This window comes from [Actinomadura] parvosata subsp. kistnae (assembly GCF_900323885.1).
In the GTDB taxonomy this organism is placed as follows: Bacteria; Actinomycetota; Actinomycetes; order Streptosporangiales; family Streptosporangiaceae; genus Nonomuraea; species Nonomuraea composti.
On record NZ_OOHJ01000018.1, the window covers coordinates 3320857 to 3339742 of the forward strand.

General features: G+C 71.4%; 18 protein-coding genes and 1 pseudogene. 9 read left to right on the forward strand and 10 right to left on the reverse strand.

All coding sequences use genetic code 11. From position 1 onward, the window contains the following. Positions 1-39: 39 nt before the first annotated feature. Positions 40-939, reverse strand: coding sequence for a helix-turn-helix transcriptional regulator (locus KIS93_RS35680; protein WP_080043527.1), 900 nt, complete (start codon positions 937-939; stop codon positions 40-42). Between the two features lie 207 nt (positions 940-1146). Here KIS93_RS35680 and KIS93_RS35685 point away from each other — a divergent pair, with 207 nt between their 5' ends. The 3 genes from KIS93_RS35685 (at position 1147) to KIS93_RS35695 (ending at position 3088) form a co-directional block, all read left to right on the forward strand. After that, positions 1147-1845 carry an SDR family oxidoreductase gene (locus tag KIS93_RS35685; protein ID WP_080043526.1) on the forward strand — a complete coding sequence of 233 codons (699 nt, stop codon included), beginning with the start codon at positions 1147-1149 and terminating at the stop codon, positions 1843-1845. 216 nt (positions 1846-2061) lie between these two features. Further along, on the forward strand, positions 2062-2538 hold the full coding sequence (locus KIS93_RS35690) for a hypothetical protein (RefSeq protein WP_080043525.1): 477 nt from the start codon (positions 2062-2064) through the stop codon (positions 2536-2538). A gap of 130 nt (positions 2539-2668) precedes the next feature. Then, a complete protein-coding gene (locus KIS93_RS35695) occupies positions 2669-3088 on the forward strand; it encodes a hypothetical protein (protein WP_080043524.1) in 420 nt (139 codons plus the stop codon). Between the two features lie 14 nt (positions 3089-3102). Here the strand turns inward: KIS93_RS35695 and KIS93_RS35700 are convergent, their stop codons facing one another. After that, positions 3103-3591: a hypothetical protein gene (locus KIS93_RS35700; RefSeq protein ID WP_080043523.1), complete on the reverse strand. Its 489-nt coding sequence runs from the start codon at positions 3589-3591 to the stop codon at positions 3103-3105. A 396-nt stretch (positions 3592-3987) separates the two neighbouring features. On the opposite strand from KIS93_RS35700, the gene KIS93_RS35705 reads away from it, so the two are divergent. Further along, positions 3988-4758 carry a hypothetical protein gene (locus tag KIS93_RS35705; protein ID WP_080043522.1) on the forward strand — a complete coding sequence of 257 codons (771 nt, stop codon included), beginning with the start codon at positions 3988-3990 and terminating at the stop codon, positions 4756-4758. Positions 4759-4874: 116 nt separating this feature from the next. On the opposite strand, the gene KIS93_RS35710 is transcribed toward KIS93_RS35705, so the two are convergent. Further along, a complete protein-coding gene (locus KIS93_RS35710; protein ID WP_206068350.1) occupies positions 4875-5066 on the reverse strand; it encodes a hypothetical protein in 192 nt (63 codons plus the stop codon). Positions 5067-5402: 336 nt separating this feature from the next. Here KIS93_RS35710 and KIS93_RS35715 point away from each other — a divergent pair, with 336 nt between their 5' ends. Continuing rightward, positions 5403-5999 carry a DUF6230 family protein gene (locus KIS93_RS35715; RefSeq protein WP_155128668.1) on the forward strand — a complete coding sequence of 199 codons (597 nt, stop codon included), beginning with the start codon at positions 5403-5405 and terminating at the stop codon, positions 5997-5999. A 107-nt stretch (positions 6000-6106) separates the two neighbouring features. After that, positions 6107-6424, forward strand: a pseudogene (locus KIS93_RS69190) (DUF6114 domain-containing protein); the annotation flags it as partial. A gap of 81 nt (positions 6425-6505) precedes the next feature. On the opposite strand, the gene KIS93_RS35720 reads toward KIS93_RS69190, so the two are convergent. Genes KIS93_RS35720 through KIS93_RS35730 form a run of 3 tightly spaced genes read right to left on the reverse strand, consistent with a single transcriptional unit; the run spans position 6506 to position 10470 of the window. After that, the gene (locus tag KIS93_RS35720) at positions 6506-8314 is read right to left on the reverse strand and encodes an alkyl/aryl-sulfatase (RefSeq protein ID WP_080043520.1); all 1809 of its coding nucleotides are present in this window, start codon (positions 8312-8314) and stop codon (positions 6506-6508) included. Positions 8315-8368: 54 nt separating this feature from the next. Further along, a complete protein-coding gene (locus tag KIS93_RS35725; RefSeq protein ID WP_080043519.1) occupies positions 8369-8749 on the reverse strand; it encodes a hypothetical protein in 381 nt (126 codons plus the stop codon). Beyond that, positions 8746-10470 (reverse strand): hypothetical protein, encoded by a 1725-nt coding sequence (locus tag KIS93_RS35730; RefSeq protein ID WP_080043518.1) that lies wholly within the window; start codon positions 10468-10470, stop codon positions 8746-8748. The genes KIS93_RS35725 and KIS93_RS35730 overlap by 4 nt, the downstream gene beginning before the upstream one ends. Positions 10471-10592: 122 nt before the next feature. Here KIS93_RS35730 and KIS93_RS35735 point away from each other — a divergent pair, with 122 nt between their 5' ends. After that, positions 10593-11249, forward strand: coding sequence for a sulfotransferase family protein (locus KIS93_RS35735; protein ID WP_080043517.1), 657 nt, complete (start codon positions 10593-10595; stop codon positions 11247-11249). Here KIS93_RS35735 and KIS93_RS35740 read toward each other — a convergent pair. Next, complete coding sequence (locus tag KIS93_RS35740) at positions 11239-12423, reverse strand: MFS transporter (RefSeq protein WP_186404593.1); 1185 nt, start codon at positions 12421-12423, stop codon at positions 11239-11241. The two genes, KIS93_RS35735 and KIS93_RS35740, sit on opposite strands and share 11 nt — an antisense overlap. Before the next feature lie 71 nt (positions 12424-12494). Here KIS93_RS35740 and KIS93_RS35745 point away from each other — a divergent pair, with 71 nt between their 5' ends. After that, positions 12495-13478, forward strand: a complete 984-nt coding sequence (locus KIS93_RS35745; protein ID WP_080043516.1) for an ArsR/SmtB family transcription factor — start codon at positions 12495-12497, stop codon at positions 13476-13478. On the opposite strand, the gene KIS93_RS35750 is transcribed toward KIS93_RS35745, so the two are convergent. After that, positions 13465-14691, reverse strand: coding sequence for a glycosyltransferase (locus tag KIS93_RS35750; protein ID WP_080043515.1), 1227 nt, complete (start codon positions 14689-14691; stop codon positions 13465-13467). The genes KIS93_RS35745 and KIS93_RS35750 overlap by 14 nt on opposite strands. Before the next feature lie 191 nt (positions 14692-14882). On the opposite strand from KIS93_RS35750, the gene KIS93_RS35755 reads away from it, so the two are divergent. Then, complete coding sequence (locus KIS93_RS35755) at positions 14883-15947, forward strand: acetylserotonin O-methyltransferase (RefSeq protein ID WP_230465639.1); 1065 nt, start codon at positions 14883-14885, stop codon at positions 15945-15947. Here the strand turns inward: KIS93_RS35755 and KIS93_RS35760 are convergent. Both KIS93_RS35760 and helR read right to left on the reverse strand, forming a co-directional pair. After that, complete coding sequence (locus KIS93_RS35760) at positions 15938-16705, reverse strand: class I SAM-dependent methyltransferase (RefSeq protein WP_080043514.1); 768 nt, start codon at positions 16703-16705, stop codon at positions 15938-15940. The genes KIS93_RS35755 and KIS93_RS35760 overlap by 10 nt on opposite strands. Before the next feature lie 12 nt (positions 16706-16717). Next, complete coding sequence (gene helR / locus KIS93_RS35765) at positions 16718-18871, reverse strand: RNA polymerase recycling motor ATPase HelR (protein ID WP_222107694.1); 2154 nt, start codon at positions 18869-18871, stop codon at positions 16718-16720. Positions 18872-18886: the final 15 nt, after the last annotated feature.

Below are 18886 nucleotides of genomic sequence, written 5' to 3' on the forward strand. Positions count from 1 at the left end.
TACCTGTTGGGCTACGCTCGCGAGCAGGCCGTTGGCGATTCAGCGCGGCCGGTTGGTGGGGTGCGTCGGAGGGGTGGCTGTCAGGCTGGACAGGAGCTTGAGCCGCTCCTCTGAGGTGCTGCCCGGCTCGGCGGTGTAGATGGTGAGGCCGTACACCGTCCGGTTGGAGATGGGCAGGTCGAGGGACTGGTAGGTCAGCTCCAGGTCCCCGACCTGCGGATGCCACAGCCGCTTGCGGCCGGCATGGTGGATGCGGACGTTGTGGGCGGCCCACTGGCTGCGGAACTCGGTGCTGAGCGTGGACAGCTCGCCGACCAGGTCGCGCAGGGCGCGGTCGTGGGGTTCGCGGCCGGCCTCGGCGCGTAGCAGGGCGGCGCTGACGGCGGCGGCCTCGTCCCAGTCGACGAAGAACTGCTGCGCGCCCGGGTCGAGGAAGACGTAGCGGGCGAGGTTGGCGTGGGTGTGCGGCGTGGTGGCGGGGCTGTCGAAGACCGGGGCGAGCAGGACCCGGGCCAGCGCGTTGCAGGTGACGATGTCGGTGCGGCCGTTGCGTACCCACGCCGCCGACAGCGTCATGGAGTCCAGCAGCCACTGGACCGGCGGCGGGACCTGGGCGTCCGTGCGGCGGGAAGGCGTGCGGCGGACGGGACGGGCGGCGCGGGCCAGGGCGAACAGGTAGGTGCGTTCGTCCTGGTCCAGGCGCAGGGCCTGGGCCACCGCGTCGAGTACCTCTTCCGATACGCCGCTGATGTGGCCTTTCTCCAGCCGGGTGTACCACTCGGTGCTCACCCCGGCCAGCACCGCGACCTCCTCGCGGCGCAGTCCGGGGACCCGGCGCCGGCCACTGGCAGGCAGCCCGACCTGTTCCGGGGTCAGCTTGGCGCGCCGGGTGGCGAGGAAGTCCCGGATCTGGGCGCGGTTGTCGGGCCGGTCGTCCATGCCCTCCACGGTAAGCGCAGGTGGCGGTGATAAGGAGGTTGAGCTTGTTCCCCCTATAAGCGCGCTCTGCCTCGTGTGCGGCCGGGCGGGTTTTCTGGGATCAGCAGAGAGGACGCCAGCTCTTGGCGTGGTGATCGGCCCGCCCATCGCCCGTCGAAGCCCTCCTGTGACGCACCAGCAGGACCTCCACCACTCAGGAGTACGACCATGACCGGCAAGACCGTACTGATCACCGGCGCGACCAGCGGCATCGGCGCCCACACCGCGCGGCTGCTCCTCGACCGCGGCCACCGCGTGGCCGTCACCGGCCGCGACGAGACCAGGCTCAAGTCCTTCCTCGACGAGACCGGCCACCCCGACCGGCTGCTCGGGATCATCGCCGACGCCGCCGACTGGCCGGCCACCCAAGCCGCCGTGACCCGCACCGTGGAACACTTCGGCGCCCTGCACGCCGCGGTCGCCAACGCCGGTTTCGCCGCCGCCGACCACCCGCGCACCATCGCCGACGGCGACCCGGAGCTGTGGGCGCCGATGGTCCTCACCAACGTCCTCGGCCCCGCCCTGCTGGCCAACGCCGCCCTGCCCCATCTCGAAGCCACCGGCGGGCGGCTGGTCCTCATCGGCAGCGTCGCCGGCCTGAAGAACAGCCCCGCCAACCTCTACTCCGCCACCAAGTGGGCCGTCACCGGCATGGCTGAGAACCTGCGCATGTACGCCACCAGCCGCGGCATCGGCGTCACCCTCGTCAACCCCGGCATGACCGACACCGCCTTCTGGCAAGGCGGCGTCCCGCCCCTCACCATGTCCCCCGAGCCCGTCGCCGAGGCCATCTGCTTCGCCCTCGGCCAGCCGGCCGGCGTCGACCTCAACACCCTGACCATCCGGCCGGTCGGCCAGCCCGTCTGAGGCAGATCCGTGAGCTGTGGTGTTCCAAGGGGAAGCGGCACGTGGCCAGAGACCTCCGGGTCACGTTCGCGTGTGAGACATACGGGGTTCCTGGTAAGGGATGAGCTTCGGGCCAGTGTGAACGGGTGCGAGAGATGATCTAGGCTGGGCGCCCCTGTCCACGATCACCTGGCGGCGTTCTTGCTTCCGTTACCGGCGATTCCCCCGCGCTGGGGCGTGTCTTCGCTGACCTTGGCGGCTCTGGCGGCCCCCGCCTTGCGTACCTATTCGCTGTACTTCCCCGAAGGGCCGACCTACTCGACAAAGGGCTTTGCCTGTCCGCTGAGCTCCGAGCCACTGGCCCCTACGGATATCGGCTGGCTGACAGAGCTCAACTGGCGCACCGTCTCCGCGGACTTGAACGGCTGGCCCACCGCCGTAATGGCGCTTGGTCTGTGTGCGGTTCTCGTTCTTCGGGGAAGGTGGGGCGTCGCCGCCGCGTGGCTGACGGCGGCGCTGTTCGTGGTGATCGCCGGGGTGTTCAGCATTCCGTACGCCGTTCAGGTCAGCTTGGACGACTGTACGGAAACCATCCGATTCGGTGGTTGGGACATCGTCATGTACGGCCCGATCCTGCACTATGTGGCGGGCGCAGTGCTGGTCGCATTCTTGGCGTTGATTCGGCGCGAGGAGGGGGCGCGGCTCCAGGCTTGAGATCGCAGTCGGGCGTGCGGCTCTGATCTCGTCCAGCTCGGTAGGTCACGTGGCGGCACCTTATGCCTCCGGCAGAGACACTCCGGCTCCGGGATGATCGCCCATGCCTTGGTTCCTACACTCGTGAGCCATGGCGACCGACGCGTCGGGTGAACTTGAGGGTCTTGACGGCTTTCTCCGTGAATACCGGGCGGGTGGTTACGCCGTTCAGCAAGTGAGGGAGGCTGTGTGCGGTGGATGCGCGGGCAGGCACTTCAACGTCATGGCCGATGACGATGCGGGTTGTGTCCGACGGATCTGTGTCGCGTGCGGGGACGCCTCCTATGTCGCCGACAGTGCCGATTACGTGGATGAGGCGGATCTTGGAGAATGTGCTTGCCCGTGTGGAGGCGAGGAGTTCGCTGTAGCGGTGGGGTTCGCCTTGCGCGGTGATGGTGAGGTGCGGTGGGTCAGTGTCGGCTTGCGCTGCCTGCGGGACGGAAGCCTCGGCGTCTACGCGGACTGGAAGATCGACTACAGCCCCACTGCTCACCTACTGGAACCGGCCTGATCGTACGGCGGTGGTCAGTTGGATCCCGGGTCGCCGAGCAGGACGACCTTGCCGGCGGCGGGGTCGAAGCCGAGGACCACGTGCTCTTGGCTTCCGCCTTCCGGGGTCATCAGCACCGGCTTGCCGAGTTCCCTGCCGATCGCTCGCAGGAAGTCGCAGAGGGTGTCGACGCCCTTCTGGCCTTGCAGTTCGTGAAGGTCGACGTCGAAGTCGATTTCGGTGTCCGACATGAATCGGAAGATCGCGAGCACGCCCGGAGCGGGCCAGACTCGTAGTGACGCCGTCTCGGCCTCGGGTGGGCGAGCGAGAGCTTCGGCGGCGGTGGGCAGCGGCAGTGCCGTGTCGCCTTGCGAGTACTGCCATTTCCATCCGCGTGCTGTGACCAGGTCCAGGACGGTCTGCCAGTCCTTGACGGTGATGCCCGGTACAAAGAGGTCGGGCAGTGCGCCCATCAAGTCGGGATCGAAGAATTCCCTCACTTCGTCCCACTGGAGATCAGTCATGTCGCCATGCTGGCTGCTTGAGGGGGCTGTCGCAGCTCGATTACTTCGGCCTCTGATTGACATCCGCTCGTCGTCGGTCGATGGCGTCGTGACGATCAGTCACTGGGGTCTGGCAGAAGGTGAGCCATCGTGTGACGGTCGAAGGGAAGCGGCTCATTCTCCCCGGAAGGACACGTTCACGATGGGCGCCGTTCGCGCAGGCTGGGGAAGAAGGAGCCGGAGCGCAGCTCGAACCGCGTGCCGGCGCTTCCAGCTACTCGCGCTCTCACGCACGTCACCCGCCTGTCTCGCACCTGATTCCAGTCGCGCCCCGACAACGCAGAACGCAAGTCCGTCGACATCACGGACCGTAGTCTATTGAGTTCGCTTCGCGCGAGGCATTTCGACTCTCTTGACATGCATGTCAACGATGTCCTTGTGAAAAAGCATCTCGCTGCCGCTCTGCTGATCGCGGGTGCCACGATGGTGTCCGGCTGCGGTCCCGGCGGAACGCAAGCGCCCGTATCGGCGCAGGAGTTTCTTCGCAGTGAGCGGAACGGCTCACTCGACGTCTCCCTCTTACGGGTCTCGGAGTCCGACTATCCGGCATACGATTCACCTGAAGCGCTCGCGGCAGCCAGGCCCATCGTTCTCGCCGGTGTCATCGACGGCTGGCAACAGGGGCCCGCGACAGAGACGTACGCCGGTGGCCCTCTCGAATACCGAGTCGTCCTCCGCATTCGCATCACCGAACCGCTCAAAGGCGTCAAGAAGACACGGTCCCTTGCCGGTGGGATCGCGTACGTCGCGTGGGATCAGGGCGCTGTCGTCCGCGACGACTCTGTGCCGGCAGACCAATGGAAGCCGGCGAAAAGCGTTGCCGACTTCGAGAAGGCGATGCCGTCGGGCACCAAGATCCTCGCGTATCCGAGGGAATTGCCACAGGAGGCACTCACCGGCGCAGTACGCATCCCCGGTGCCAAGCTGCCTGGCTCGGCGCAGCTCATGCTGGTTCCCCCGCAAGGGCTCGTTCTGGAAGACCCCGTTCTGGCCGCACAGCGCTCTGGTGGTCAGACCGCGCTCGTCGGAGGACGAGAGCCACTTTCGGCGGGCGGCAATGCCTGGCTCCAGCCCAGGAGCATGGACGAACTCATTGCCCGGCTGAAGGACCATGGCATCTCTGAATGACACGTCAGGCGCCCGTCGGGGCGCCTGATTTCGCTTGAGCTTTGAACTGGCACGGGGCCGGCTGCGTTGTGCGGTGGCGCGAGCTGCGATCGGCAACGCGCGAACTTGGTAACTGGTCACAGTGCGATGGGGCGGTAAGCGGACGCCTGGGCAACGACTTGTTCCGGGGTTGGTTCAGCTGTTGAGGGCCAGAAGATCAGGTCGGAGACATGGCCTGAAGGGCATGCGAATGAGCGGTCCAGTATCTCCAGCCAGCTGTCGAGTTCCCGCTCGTCCGCGTACTCCCCATCCATGATGCGCTGCACCAAGGAGACGGCCTCCCCGCGATTCAGGTGCACGCTCAGCCCGTACCCCGCCGAAGGGTTTGATCCGCCATGGGGTGGATCGTATCGCCCGGATCTTGAGGAGGGGTGGCTGGACAGGGGTCGGGGGGAGTGAGGAGGTGCGTCTCTGACGTGACTCCACGGGAGGCTTCGGGGTTCGGGCAAATTTGGATAGTTGCAGGTCATGGGCGTCGTTGGGGGCGGCGAGTGTGGCGGCGGACGGGGTGGATGTCGCTCATGCTCGTCAATGGAGCCGAGTGTCACCGTGCGTGGTGATTGACCGGCTCGTTCGAGTATCCGAGGGTGAAGCGGAGCCGGATCATGGCTGAGCAGGGGCGCGTGCGGTGGAAGCGGTTTGCCGTGATCTTGGCTCCGGTGGCGGTGGTGACGTCGGTGGTGGTGGGTGCCACGGCTCAGGGGGTCATCGGGGCTACGTTCGTGGTGGCCGGTAGTGCGTTCAAGCTTTCCGTGGGGGAGTTGCGGGGGCAGGGGTTCGCCATGACCGGTGGGGTGGTGGAGAACAGGGCGGGGCGGTCGATTCCGGTCATCGCGACTGGGGTGCGGCGGGCTGTGGTGACCGATCTGTGCCAGAGCGTGCTGGTGAGGACGCCGTTCGGGCCCGTCACGATGCGGCTCACCGGGGGGCGGGGCGGGAACGTGGTGACGATCGATGATCTGGTGCTCGATGTGGAGACCGGGCGGACGGGGGCCGATCTTCGGGCGCTGGAGCTGGGGCGGGATGCTGCCACGTTGGACGAGGTGCCGGGGCTCAGGGGGCCGGCCGGGGCGTTCGGCAGTCAGGCTTCGGCGGTCACGCTTCGTGATCTCAGGTTGAGCCCGCGGGCGGCTACGGCGGCGACGTTCAGGTTGCCGGATCTCGGGCTCGACGTGGTGCGAGGGGAGCGCGAGTGCTTCTGAGGGCGGGATGTGGTGCGAGGGGAGCGCGAATGCTTCTGAGGGCGGGATGTGGTGCGAGGGGAGCGCGAATGCTTCTGAGGGCGGGATGTGGTGCGAGGGGAGCGCGAATGCTTCTGAGGGCGGGATGGCGGCGGGGGCGGCCGTTCTGGGGTGGGGTGTTCGTCGTCGCGGCGGGGGTGGAACTGCTCTCCGTTCCGATGGCGCTTGAGGCTTTGCCGGTGGCCGTCATGTTCGGGGCTGTGGGGGTCAGCTATCTGATCGCGCTGCTCATGGTGATGGCAGGGGTGCTGGTCTGGGTGCAGCCGGCTCAGCGGGTCTTTCTCGGGCTGGTGGCGCTGGTGTTGTCGCTGGCGTCCTTCGTCTACTCCAATCTGGGCGGTTTTCTGGTCGGGATGGTCCTGGGGCTGGTGGGCGGCATGCTGGTGATGGCCTGGGCCCCTGAGAGCGAGCCGGACAACCGCGTCGACACCTTCAGCGTCCGGGGCGTGGTGAGGGGGTGGCGCAGGTCACGGGGTGACGATGGCGAAGTCCGGGGTGGGGGTCTCCAGGACGGCGATCAGCCGTTGGAGGACGGCCGGGTCGCCGTCGTGGTCGAGGCCGCGGTCGGTGTCGCCGGTGAGCAGCCCGAGCAGGCGGTCCTTGGTGAGGCGGAGGGTGAGGTCGGGGCTGCCGCCGGACGGGGACTGCTCGTGGATCAGGGCGCCGTTGGACATCGTGGTGCGATGATGCTCGCCCGGGCTGGTGTCCGTGAGGTGCCAGTCGATGGTGAAGTGTTCGGTCCAGGCGGACGGGCCGTTGACGCGGATGGCGAGGGAGTCGAAGAGCTGGGCCGGCGTCAGGGCGTTCAGGAGGCCGGGCGGGGCGGTGTCGGTCGCGGCGGGTGACGGGCCGCCGGCCAGCTCTTGGGCGCCCGTGAGGTAGAAGTTGCGCCAGGTGGCGTTCTCGGCGCCGTGCCCGAGGCGGGTGTAGACCTGGGCGAGGAGGCGGCGGGCGGCGGAGTCGCGCGGGTCGGCGAAGACGGCGTGGTTGAGCAGGGTGGCGGCGAAGCGGAGGTCGCCTTCCTGAATGTAGCCGCCGGCCAGGGCGACGACGGCGGAGGTGCCGCCGAAGGCTTCGACGTAGCGGCGGGCCTGCTCGACGGGCGGGTACTCCCACAGGTGGGCGGGGTTGCCGTCGAACCAGCCCAGGTAGCGCTGGTAGATGGCCTTGACGTTGTGGCTGACGGAGCCGTAGTAGCCGCGGGTGTGCCAGGCCTGTTCGAGGGCGGGCGGCAGTTGCATGGTCTCGGCGATCTCGGGGCCGGTCAGGCCGCTGTTCAGCAGGCGCAGGGTCTGGTCGTGCAGGTACGCGTACAGGTCGCGCTGCTGCGACAGGAACGTGACGATGCGCTCGGGGCCCCAGGTGGGCCAGTGGTGGGAGGCGAAGGCCACGTCCGCCTGGTCGGCGAACAGGGCGATGGCCTCGGTCAGGTAGCGCGCCCAGACCCGGGTGTCGCGGACGGGCGCGCCGCGCAGGGTGAGGACGTTGTGCAGGTTGTGGGTGGCGTTCTCGGCCAGGCAGAGGGCGCGGTGGCCGGGGAAGAGGAAGTTCATCTCGGCCGGGGCCTCGGTGCCGGGGGTGAGCTGGAAGACGATGCGCACGCCGTCGACCGTCTCCTCCTGGCCGGTGCGGGTGACGTCGAGGGTGGGCGGGACGAGGGAGACGGTGCCGGTGGAGGCGCCCATGCCGAGGCCGCAGCCGAGCCGGCCTTCCGGGTCACGGGGCAGGAACTGGCCGTACATGTACGCGGCGCGGCGGTTCATGGCGGTGCCGGCGTGGACGTTCTCGGAGACGGCGTGCTCCATGAAGCGGGCGGGGGCGATGACGGGGATGCCGTCGCCGTCGGTGACGCCGCGGGCGCCGCCGAAGTGGTCCACGTGGGAGTGGGTGTAGATCAGGGCGGTGACCGGGCGGTCGCCGCGGTGGTCGCGGTAGAGCCGCAGGGCCGCGGCCGCGCACTCGGTGGAGATCAGCGGGTCGATGACGATGACGCCGCGCTCGCCCTCCACGAGGGTCATGTTGGCCAGATCGAGGCCGCGTACCTGGTAGATGCCGTCGGTGACCTCGTACAGGCCCTGCTTGGCGCAGAGCTGCGCCTGCCGCCACAGGCTGGGGTGCGCGGTGGGCGGGCAGTCGGCGTCGAGGAAGGCGTAGGCGTCGTTGTCCCAGACGACCTTGCCGTCGGCCGCCCTGATCAGGGCGGGGGTCAGCTTGGCGACGAAGCCGCGGTCGGCGTCGTCGAAGTCGGTCCGGTCGTGGAAGGGAAGGTCTGCCATGCGACGGTGGTGCCCGGCATCGCCTGTGATGAGGGCAAGCGAACGCTCAAATGTTCAGGAAGGAAGGAACTTGGTGAGGAGGTCGGCGAGCTTGGCGAGGGAGTCGGCGAAGTCGGCGACCGGGCGGAGCCGGTCGCGCAGGCGGCGGAACGCGTCCGCGATGCGGCTCGTGTCCCGCTCCGCGGCCGGGCGGGCGGCCTCGTCGAGGAGCTCCTGCGCGTCGCGGCCGGCCCGTTCGGGGTGGTCGATCTCGTCGGAACGGGCGGCGACTCGCGTCATGAGGTCGGCGAGCAGCGCCTCCAGCCGCACCAGGTCCGGGTCAGGGGCGGCGGCGCTCTGGCCCGATGTCGTGACGTTCTGGGTGAAGTGGGAGCCGGGGCCGCCGAACTGGCTGCCGGTGAACGTCCCGCTGTAGGTGTAGCTGTCGTCGGTCATGACTTGCCCTCGCCGCGCTGCTCGGTGGTGTTCTGGACGAACTGGGAGCCGGGCCCGCCGAACTGGCCGCCCTGGAAGCTGCCGCTGTAGTGCGTGGTGCTGGAGATGGAGACCGCGGTGGCCTGGCGCCGGTAGGCGGTGGTGTCGACGCCTTTGTCCTCCAGGAAGTCGAGCACGGCCGAGGTCAGCCGCTCCTCGATGAGCTTGGTGTACTTGAAGGTGTCCAGCTCGTGGATCATGGTGTCGGCCCGCTCGGCCGCGCCCAGCTCGCGCAGGCTCAGGCGGGCGCCGTAGTCGTAGGCGGTGTACGCGCGCGGGTCGTCCACGCCGATGCTGTGCCGGAACGACTGCCACCCCATGCGCAGCAGCCGCACGGGCGCGGCGACGATGTCGCGGAACAGGTAGAGGACGCTCCCGCGCAACGCGTGGTACGCCAGGAGCGGCGGCGAGGAGAGCGGCAGCTCGTCCACGTGCCGGTACGCCTTGGCCGCGGGCGGCAGCACGGTGACGACGAACTCGGTGTAGAGCATGCGGCCCTCGACCGCGAGGTGCACGAACGCGGTGACCGACGTCCCCCGGTCTTCCGCCGGGATGATGATGCGGCCCGACGGGTCGAGCACGCTCGGCCCCTCCGAGTTGATGTCCAGCCGCTGGTAGTGCCGCGCCCCGGCCTGGGGGCTGCGGATCACGGCGGAGACGACCTGCTCCGGCAGGTTCGTCCAGGGGCGCAGCTGCTTGGAGTCGACCAGGGGGTGCAGCGCCGGGCCCGCGCCGTTCCAGCCGTGCAGCTGGTTGAACCGGCCACTGGCGACGATCTGGTCGCGGATGCGCAGGTTGATGATGCCCGCCGGGTGGGACTGCGCGCTCATCTGCTCCAGCCGTTCGCGGACGAACGTGTGCAGCTCCAGCGGGTCGATCTCGACGAGCGGGCGCACCGGCCCCGAGCCGTTGTGCGCGCCGGCCGTGCGGTCCATCTCGACGGCGATGGTCCAGGCGCGGGCCGTGTCGCCGGCGCCGAGGAACGGGTTGCGCCCGGAGTAGAGCGTGATGTTGCCGTGCTGGGCCGCGCCGATCCACTGCAGCCGTTGCTCCGTCTCGTCGCCGGCGGCGGGGCCGGACGGCGGCGGCGCGCCCGGGCGCAGGTCGCGGCCGATGACGCGGTAGACGGCGATGCGGTAGGCGATGGCGACGCCGAGGGTGACGAGCGCCATGATGGGCCACTGCGTCACCAGCCCGGCATCGGTGGGGATGCCTCCGCCGAGCAGCAAGCGCGTGGACACGGAGGCCACGAGCACGAGGGCCATGGGCACCGCCAGGAGCGCCGAGAAGACGAGCCAGGCGATGAGCTTGTGCGTCCAGGGGAGCCTGCGTATCGGCCGAACGGTGAGGAAGGCGAACGGGAGCACCACGGCGAGCCATTGGATCGTGCCAGTGGTGAGGACCAGGAGGCCGAGGACGAGCACGAGGGTCAGCACGACCTCGCGGGCCAGCAGGAACGACCGCGCCCGCAGGCAGTGCCGCAGCACGGGCACGACGTCGAAGCCGCCGTGCGAGGGCGCGACGCCCCGGTGCCGGTTGCGGACCAGCTCGCGCAGCGCCACCTCGCGGTACGTCGGATCCAGGTACGCGGCGACGGACATGTACCGGGTCGCGTCTCGCATGGCGGTGCCGGAGGGGGCCTGCGAGGTGGCCGGCGGGGGTGGGGAAGGACTGGTGTGCATGCCCGGCTCCTCTCGACGGAGAGATCAGCCTCATACACGTTAGGCGATCCGTAATCGTACGACTACGGAATAACGATTCTGGTATGCCTCGTGGTAGGCAGGGTCTGGAGGAAGGGGTCGATATGGGGTTACGCGTGGTGGGGGCGGGGTTCCCGCGTACGGGGACGACGTCGTTGCGCAAGGCGCTGGAGCGGCTGCTCGGGGCGCCCTGCTACCACATGGAGGAGCTGTTCGCCCGGCCGGGCGACGCCGCCGTCTGGCGTGACGCCTGCGCGGGGACGCTGCCGGACTGGGACGGGTTCCTGGCCGGGTACGCGGCGGGGGTGGACTGGCCGGTGTCGTGGTTCTGGCGGGAGCTGTCCGCCGCGTACCCGGACGCGCTGGTGCTGCTGTCGCGGCGGGAGAGCCCCGAGCGCTGGTACGAGAGCATGGACCGCACGGTGCTGCAGGGGGCCCGCCACCTGATGGGCGGGGGCCCGGCGGGTGAGCGGCCGCCGTTGCTCGCCGGGAGCGCCGAGCAGGCCGACGCGATGCAGGACGTGATCAGGGCGCTGTTCGGTGGCGCGTTCGGCGATCCGTACGACCGTGACCGGATCGTCGCCGCCTACGAGCGGCATCTCGCCGAGGTCCGCGCCACGGTGCCGGCGCACCGGCTGCTGGAGTGGCAGCCGTCGGAGGGGTGGGAGCCGGTGTGCGCGGCGCTCGGCGTTCCCGTCCCCGACGAGCCGTTCCCGCACGAGAACACCACGGCGCAGGCGCAGGCCCGCATCAGGCGCTGACCGGCACCCGGTCGGGTGCCGCGCGCCGGCCCAGCGCGGTGAGGATCAGCGTCACGGCGACTGAGCCGGTCGCCAGCACCGTCATCGCCACGGCCGGCGAGGTCAGCTGGGCCACCGCGCCCGCGAGGGCCGCGCAGAGGCCCTGCACGGCGGACATGCCGACGAAGTGCAGGCCGAGGGCCTGGCCGGCGAGGCCGGCGGGGGTGTGGGACATCAGGCGTTCCTGGAGGATCAGGCCCGCGCCGAAGCCGGCGGAGGCGACGGCGACCACGACGGCCGCCGCCACCCCTTCCGGCCGCAGGACGAAGATCAGGTACGGCGCCGCCAGCAGCAGGCGCAGCGGGATCGCGAGACGGGGCCGCCACGCGGGCGGCACCAGGCGCCCCACGGCCACGTCGCCCAGGAACATGCCGAGCGCCGCGCACGCGTGCAACGTCCCGGCGAACGCGGGGGCGTACGACACGTAGAGCGACTCGCAGCCGATGACCAGGCCGTTCGGGATCCACAACAGCAGGTACGCCACCCGCCGGGGCCGCGCGGACCACAGGAAGGCGTTGGCCCGCCAGGTCGCCGAGACGGACGGGCGCCCGGCGACGCGCGGCGGGCGGGCCGTGAGGCCCAGGCGGGCGGCCAGGGCCGACGCCACGTGCAGCGCCGCCGCCAGGATCAGGCACGTTCGCGGTGTGAGGGACGTCAGCAGCGCGCCGCCCGCCGCGAACCCGGCCACCTGCGTCAGCCCCGACACCATGTTGAACACCGAACGGCCCAGCACGTAGCCGCCCTTCGGCAGGATCTCGGTCAGCAGCCCCGACCGCACGCCCCCGCCCAGCGACGCGATCAGCCCCTGCGCGAGGAGGACGGCGAAGATCGCCGCGACCGGCAGGCCGGGCCAGGCGAGCAGCGCCGCGCCGGCCGCGTACGCGAGCGAGAGGCCGCACAGGATCGCCCGCGGCGGCAGGCGGTCGGCGGCCGAGAGCAGGAACGCGGCCCCCACCAGCTGCGCGAGCTGCGGCCCGAACATGCTCACCGCCGCCAGGAACGGCGAGCCGGTGGCACGGAAGACCAGCGTGCCGAGGGCCAGGGCGCCGATCGTCTGGGCGCAGGAGTGGGCGGTGAAGGAGAGCAGGAACGGGGTGTACTCCGGCGTGCGGAGCAGGGCTCGGTAGCTGCGCATGGGTACGAAGTCTCGGAGAGGCCCCCGGACCGTGTTTACTGTTTCGCCGGCGCGCGAAAGGTCGTACACGGATGGGCTTGTGGCAGATCGACACCGACACGCTGGCGCGCAGCCGGTTCGTGCTGTCGCCGTTCGCCGAGACGTTCGCGAGCCTGAAGCTGCTGCACGCGGGCGCTGGCCGGCATCCGGGCGAGGCGGCGTGGCTGCGCGCGCACCTGCCCGGCTACCGCGCCCGCCTCGCCGACGACCCGGTGGCGGCGCTGATCGTGCGGGCGGCGCTCGGCGCGTCCTGGATCGCCGACTTCTTCTGCCCCACCTCGCGTGAGGGGGAGAGCTTCGAGGAGACCGTCGCCCGGGTGCGGGCGGCGGGCGCGCGGGAGGCGCGCGACAACCTGCGCGTCTCGCTCCGCGGCCCGCTCCCCGCCGCCCTGGAGCGGGACGACCTGCCCGAGCGGGCGGCCGCCCTCCTGACGTACGTCTGGGACGAGACCGTACGACCGTACTGGCGGCGCCGCCGGCGCATCCTCGAAGCGGACATGGTGGCGCGGACGGCGCGGGTGAGCCAGGGCGGCTGGGCGGCCGTGCTGGACTCGCTGCGGCCCGGTACGCGGTGGCTCGGGGAGAGCCGCTTCCAGGTCAACATGAACGCGTATCCGCCCCGTGAGGTGGCCGCCGGGGCGGAGCTGCTGTTCATGCCGGTGACGCCGCGGGCCGGGTGGGTGTCGTGGGAGGGGCGGGAGCGGTACGCCCTCGTCTACCCGTGCCTGGGGGTGCTCGCCGAGGACCACGACCGGCGGCCCGCCCCGGCCGGGCTCGCCGCGCTCGTCGGCGGCGCGCGGGCCGGGGTGCTGGTGCTCCTGGGCACCCCCATGAGCACGACCCAGCTCGTCGCCGTGACCGGGCAGGCGCTCGGGTCCGTGGGGCGGCACCTGCGGGTGCTGCTGGACGCGGGGCTGGTGGAGCGGCGGCGGGCCGGGCGGTCGGTCCTCTATGTGCGGACGGCGGCGGGGGACGTGCTGGTGGAGGCATCAGGGACCGACGTCACTCCGAGCTGACCCCCTCGAACAGCAGCTTCGCGGCCGCCATCGCCCCGTCCGAGCGGACCTCGCCCGCCACCTCCGCCGCCCGCGCCCGGGTCCCGGCCTCCAGCGCCGTCCCGAGCGCCGCCGACAGGGACGCGACGGTCGGCACCGGCCCGTCGTGCGCCACCCCGATCCCCAGCGCGGCCACCCGCCCCGCGTAGTAGGGCTGGTCCACCATCTGCGGCACCACCACCTGCGGCGCGCCCGCGCGGGCGGCGGTGGTCATGGTGCCCGCGCCCCCGTGGTGCACCACGGCGGCGACCCGGCGGAACAGCGCCTGCTGGTTGACCTCGCCGACGGCGAAGCAGTCGGCGGCGTCGTCGACGAGGGACAGGTCGGCCCAGCCCCGGGCGAGCAGGACGCGGTGCCCGTGGGCGCGGACCGCCTCGACGGCCACGCGGGCGACGTCCTCGGCCGCCGCCATGGGCATGCTGCCGAAGCCGACGTACACGGGCGGCGGGCCCGCGTCCAGGAACGCCTCCAGGTCGGCGGGCAGCGGGCGCTCGTCGGGCAGGATCCACGCGCCGGTCTGGACGACGTCGAGGTCGGCGGGCAGCACCCACGGGCTGAGCAGCGGGTCCGTGGCCAGCCACGGGTGATCTGTGAGCAGGTGGTCGCGGAAGTTGTCCACAGGGGGAAGGCCGGCCGACGCTCTGTGGGCGTTGACCGGACCGCCGAATAGGGCGTTCATGTGCTGGATGTCGAGGTCCCACAGCACCCGGTTGTCGGTCACGCCGGCGGGGTGCGGGTGGCTCGGGTACTCGAACGGCGGGTGGTGCGGCGACGGCAGCATGGTCGGCTGGAAGCACGTGTAGACGTAACGCGTGCCCAGCTTCTCGGCCGCCGCCCGCGCGCCCGCCACGGCGGGGAACATGCCGGTGGCCACCACCACGTCGCAGCCCTCCGAGGCGGCCTCGGTGACCGTGTCGTAGGTCTCGGCGACCATGTCGGCCACCCGCTGCGCCATGTCCGCGCTCCTGAACCGCTTCGGCCCCTTCACCATGGACCGTGCCGTCGGGCCGACCGGCACCAGCGGCACGCCGGCCCGCGCCAGCACCGCCGCGAACTCCTCGTCGGGCGGCGCGCACACCCGCACCTCGGCGCCGAGGCCGAGCAACTGGACGGCCAGCGCCGCCATGGGCTCGACATCGCCGCGGGACCCACGGGTGGACAGCAACACTCGCACAACGTTCTCATTTCTGCAGGTCTTCGGCCTAGGCCGGCGATTCTGCCGCATGCCGGGGGCCTTGCCGCAAGCCCCCGGGTGCGCTATACGTTGAGAGTGGAAAGGAGTGGTACGTCCCCTTTCTGCAGCTAAGACCGCGTGGTAGCTTCCTGCCGAGCAAGCCTTGATCCCGTACGAGGCAGGGGCGCGACATGAGCGGCGAGCAGGACAACACCGCGGCCATGAGCGGCGAGCAGGACAACACCTCGCAGTGGGCGCGCGCCTGGCAGGTGCTGGGGCCCGTGACGGACCTGGTCACCCCGATGGCGGTACGGGTCGCGGCGTCGCTGCGGCTGACCGACCTGATGGCCGGCGAGCCCGCCATACCCGTCGAGGAGCTGGCCCGCAGGTCCGGCACCGATCCCGACGCGCTGGGCCGGCTGCTGCGGCTCCTCGTCTGCCGGGGGATCTTCACCGAGCCGGAGCCGGGCACGTTCGCCGTCAACGAGCCCGCCGCGCTGCTGGCCTCCGACCACCCGGCGCAGCTACGGCAGCGGCTCGACCTGGACGGCTTCGGCGGGCGGATGGACCTGGCGTTCACCGGCCTGCTGCACACCGTCCGCACCGGCAAGCCCGCGTGGGAGGCGGTCTTCGGCGCCCCGTACTGGGACTATCTCGCCGCCGAGCCGCAGGTCAGCGCGTCGTTCGACGCCATGATGGCCTCGGGCGACGACTACGTGGCCGACGCGGCCGAGGCGTACGACTGGTCGGGCGTGCGGCACGTCGTGGACGTCGGCGGCGGCACCGGCGTGCTGCTGTCGGAGATCCTGCGCGCCCACCCCGGCCTGCGGGCCACGCTCGTGGACCTGCCGGACACCGTGGAGCGCGGCCGGCGCTACCTGGCCGGGCGCGGGCTGGCGGAGCGGTGCGCGTTCGCCGGCCAGAGCTTCTTCGAGCCGCTGCCCGCCGGGGGCGAGGTGTACGTGCTCAAGCGGGTGCTGCACGACTGGGGTGACGACGACGCCGTACGGATCCTGCGCCGCTGCGCGGAGGCGGCCGGGCCGCACGGGAAGGTCGTCGTGATCGAGACCGACAGCGGCCTCGGCTCCGACCCGGCCGGGCTGGCCGAGATGAACCTGCGGATGCTCGTGCTCACCGGCGGCCGCGAGCGCACCGTCGACGACTACCGCGCCATCGCCGCCGAAGCCGGGCTCGGCCTGGCCGGCGTGCGTCACACGCCGCTCGGGCACATCGTGCTCGAATGCGCTCACCTGTGACCGAAGGCGTAGACGACCGGCGCCCGCGCCGAAGCCTCCCCGTCGAGCCGCCGCACGTCGCCGAGGAACCGCGCCCGCAGGGCTGACAGGTCCTCGGGGCCGAGCGTCCCGACCTCGGGGTAGTGCGGGCTGCGGCTGTAGATGCGCCACACCTGCTCGTCGTCGGAACGCGGTAGGACGACTTCTCCGGGCACCGTGCGCACGGAGGTGAAGCCCGCCCGGGCCAGCGCCGCCGCGCAGCGCCGCTCGTCGCCGAGGGCCTCCATCGGGTCACGCAGGTCCAGGCCGAGCTCGGCCGCGCGGGCGCGGAACAGCCGGGCCATGACCGGGAAGCCGGCCCGCATGGCCGAGAAGCCGACGAGCCCGCCCGGCTTCAGCACCCGGCGCCAGGCGGCCAGCGCCTCCTCGACCGACAGGTACAACATCCCCGCCGAGCAGATCACCGCGTCGAACGTGCCCTCCCCGAAGCGGTCGAGCCGGAGCACGTCGCCCTGCTCGTAGGTGACGTTCGGCAGGCCCGTGCCGAGCCGTCCGGCCTGGGCCAGCATGCCCGCCGAGACGTCCACCCCGACCACGCGCCCGGCCGGGCCGACCGCGCGGGCGGCGGCCACGGCGGCGAAGCCCGTGCCGGTGGCGGCGTCGAGTACGTGCCCGCCCGGCGGCAGCGCGGCCAGCTCCACCAGGCGCTCGGCGTAGCGGACGTGCCAGTCCGCGCCCGCATACCGGCCGGCCCGGCCGTCGAAGTACGAAGCGGTCATTTCCCGCCCCTGTCAGCTCGTGAGGATGACGAGCCGCTGCGTCGCGCGTGTCATCGCGACGTACCGGTCGACGGCCCCTTCGATGCCCTCGCCGAAGGAGTCGGGGTCGACGAGGACGACCAGGTCGAACTCCAGCCCCTTCGACAGCTCGGGCGTCAGCGACCGCACCCGCGGCCGCTCCGCGAACGCCGGATCGCCGATGACGCACGCGGTGCCGTCGGCGTGCTCGGCCAGCCAGGCGTCGAGGATCGAGCCCAGCTCCGAGGCCGAGCCGTGGACGACCGGCACGCCCGTGCTGCGGATGGAGGTGGGCACGTTGGCGTCCGGGAGCGCGGCCCTGATGACCGGCTCCGCCTCCGTCATGATCTCTTCCGGCGTGCGGTAGTTGACGCCGAGCGAGGCCAGGGTGATCCGGTCGAGGCCGACCCGCTTGAGCCGGTCCTCCCACGACTCCGTGAACCCGTGCCTGGCCTGCGCCCGGTCCCCGACGATGGTGAAGCTCCCGGACGGGCAGCGCAGCAGCAGCATCTGCCACTCGGCGTCGGTGAGCTCCTGGGCCTCGTCCACGACGATGTGCGCGAACGGGCCGGCCAGCCGGTCGGGGTCGGCGGCGGGCACGACGCTCTCGTCCACGAGGCTGTTGCGCAGGTCCTCGCCGCGCAGCATCGTCACCAGGCCCTCGCCGTCGTCGTCGGCCTCCAGCAGGTTGTCGACGACGTGCGACATGCGCTCGCGCTCGGCGGCGAGGGCGGCCTCCTGGCGGCGGCGCCGCCGCGACTCCTCGGGGTCGCCGAGCCGCTGCCGGGCCGCGTCCAGAAGCGGCAGGTCGGACGTCGTCCACGCCTGAGCGTCGGCGCGCTGCAGCCGCCGGATCTCGTCGGCGCTCAGCCAGGGCGCGCACATCCGCAGGTACGCGGGCACGGACCACAGGTCACCGACCAGGTCGGCGGCCTCGATCAGCGGCCAGGCGCGGTTGAAGGCGGTGAGCAGCTCCCGGTTGCGCAGGAGCGAGGTGCGCAGCAGCTCGGGCGAGACGTCCTCGTCGTCGTGCTTGTCGGCGAGGATCGTGAGCAGCTCCTCCCAGATCTGGTCGCGAGCCTCGTTGTGCGGGGTGCCGGGGTCGGGCGCGGCGAACGCCTCGGCCCAGTCGTCGGCGCTCAGCCAGATGTCGGACCAGTGGGTGGTGACGGTCATGCCCTTAGTGGGCGGGTTCTCGTAGAACTTCACGGCCGGCTCGATCGCCTTGATCAGCTCCGCGGACGCCTTCAGCCGCGCCACCTCCGGGTCCGTCTCGATCGCCGCCGTGGCCCCCTCGGCGACGAGGTCCCGCAGCGTGCAGGTCTGCACGCCCTCCTCGCCGAGGCTGGGCAGGACGTCGGCCACGTACGCCAGGTACGGCTGGTGCGGCCCGACGAACAGCACGCCGCCCTTACGGTGACCGAGGCGAGGGTCGGAGTAGAGGAGGTAGGCGGAGCGGTGCAGGGCGACGACGGTCTTGCCCGTGCCGGGGCCGCCGTCCACGACGAGGGCGCCGCGGGAGCCCGCGCGGATGATGGCGTCCTGGTCGGCCTGGATCGTGGCCAGGACGTCGCGCATCCGGGGCGAGCGGCTGCTGCCCAGGCTGGCGATGAAGGCGGACTGGTCGTCGAGCGCGGCGCGCCCCTCGATGCCGTCCGGGGTGAACACCTCGTCCCAGTAGTCGCTGATCCGGCCCCGGGTCCAGCGGTACCTGCGGCGGCTGGCCAGGCCCATCGGGTTGCCGTGGGTGGCGCCGAAGAACGGCTCGGCGGCGGGGGAGCGCCAGTCGAGCAGGAGCCGGCGGCCGTCGCTGTCGGTGAGGCCGAGGCGGCCGATGTAGACGGGCTCGGGGTCGTCCGTACTGACCATGTGCCCGAGGCAGAGGTCGAGGCCGAAGCGGCGCAGCGCACGCAGGCGGCCGGTCAGGCGGTGGATCTCCAGGTCCCGGTCCAGAGCCTGCCGGCCCTTGCCGCCGGGCGCCTTGCGCTCGGCGTCGAGGCGCTCCGACAGCTCGGCGATCGCCTGCTCCAGGCTGCGCGCGATGGCCGCGAAGTGCTGCTCGTCGCGGGCGATCAGCGCCGGGTCCGCCTTGGGGGCGAGGTGCGCGGGAAGGTCGAAGGCGCTGGTGGTGGCCGGGTTCACAGTCATAGGCTCCGATCTGGG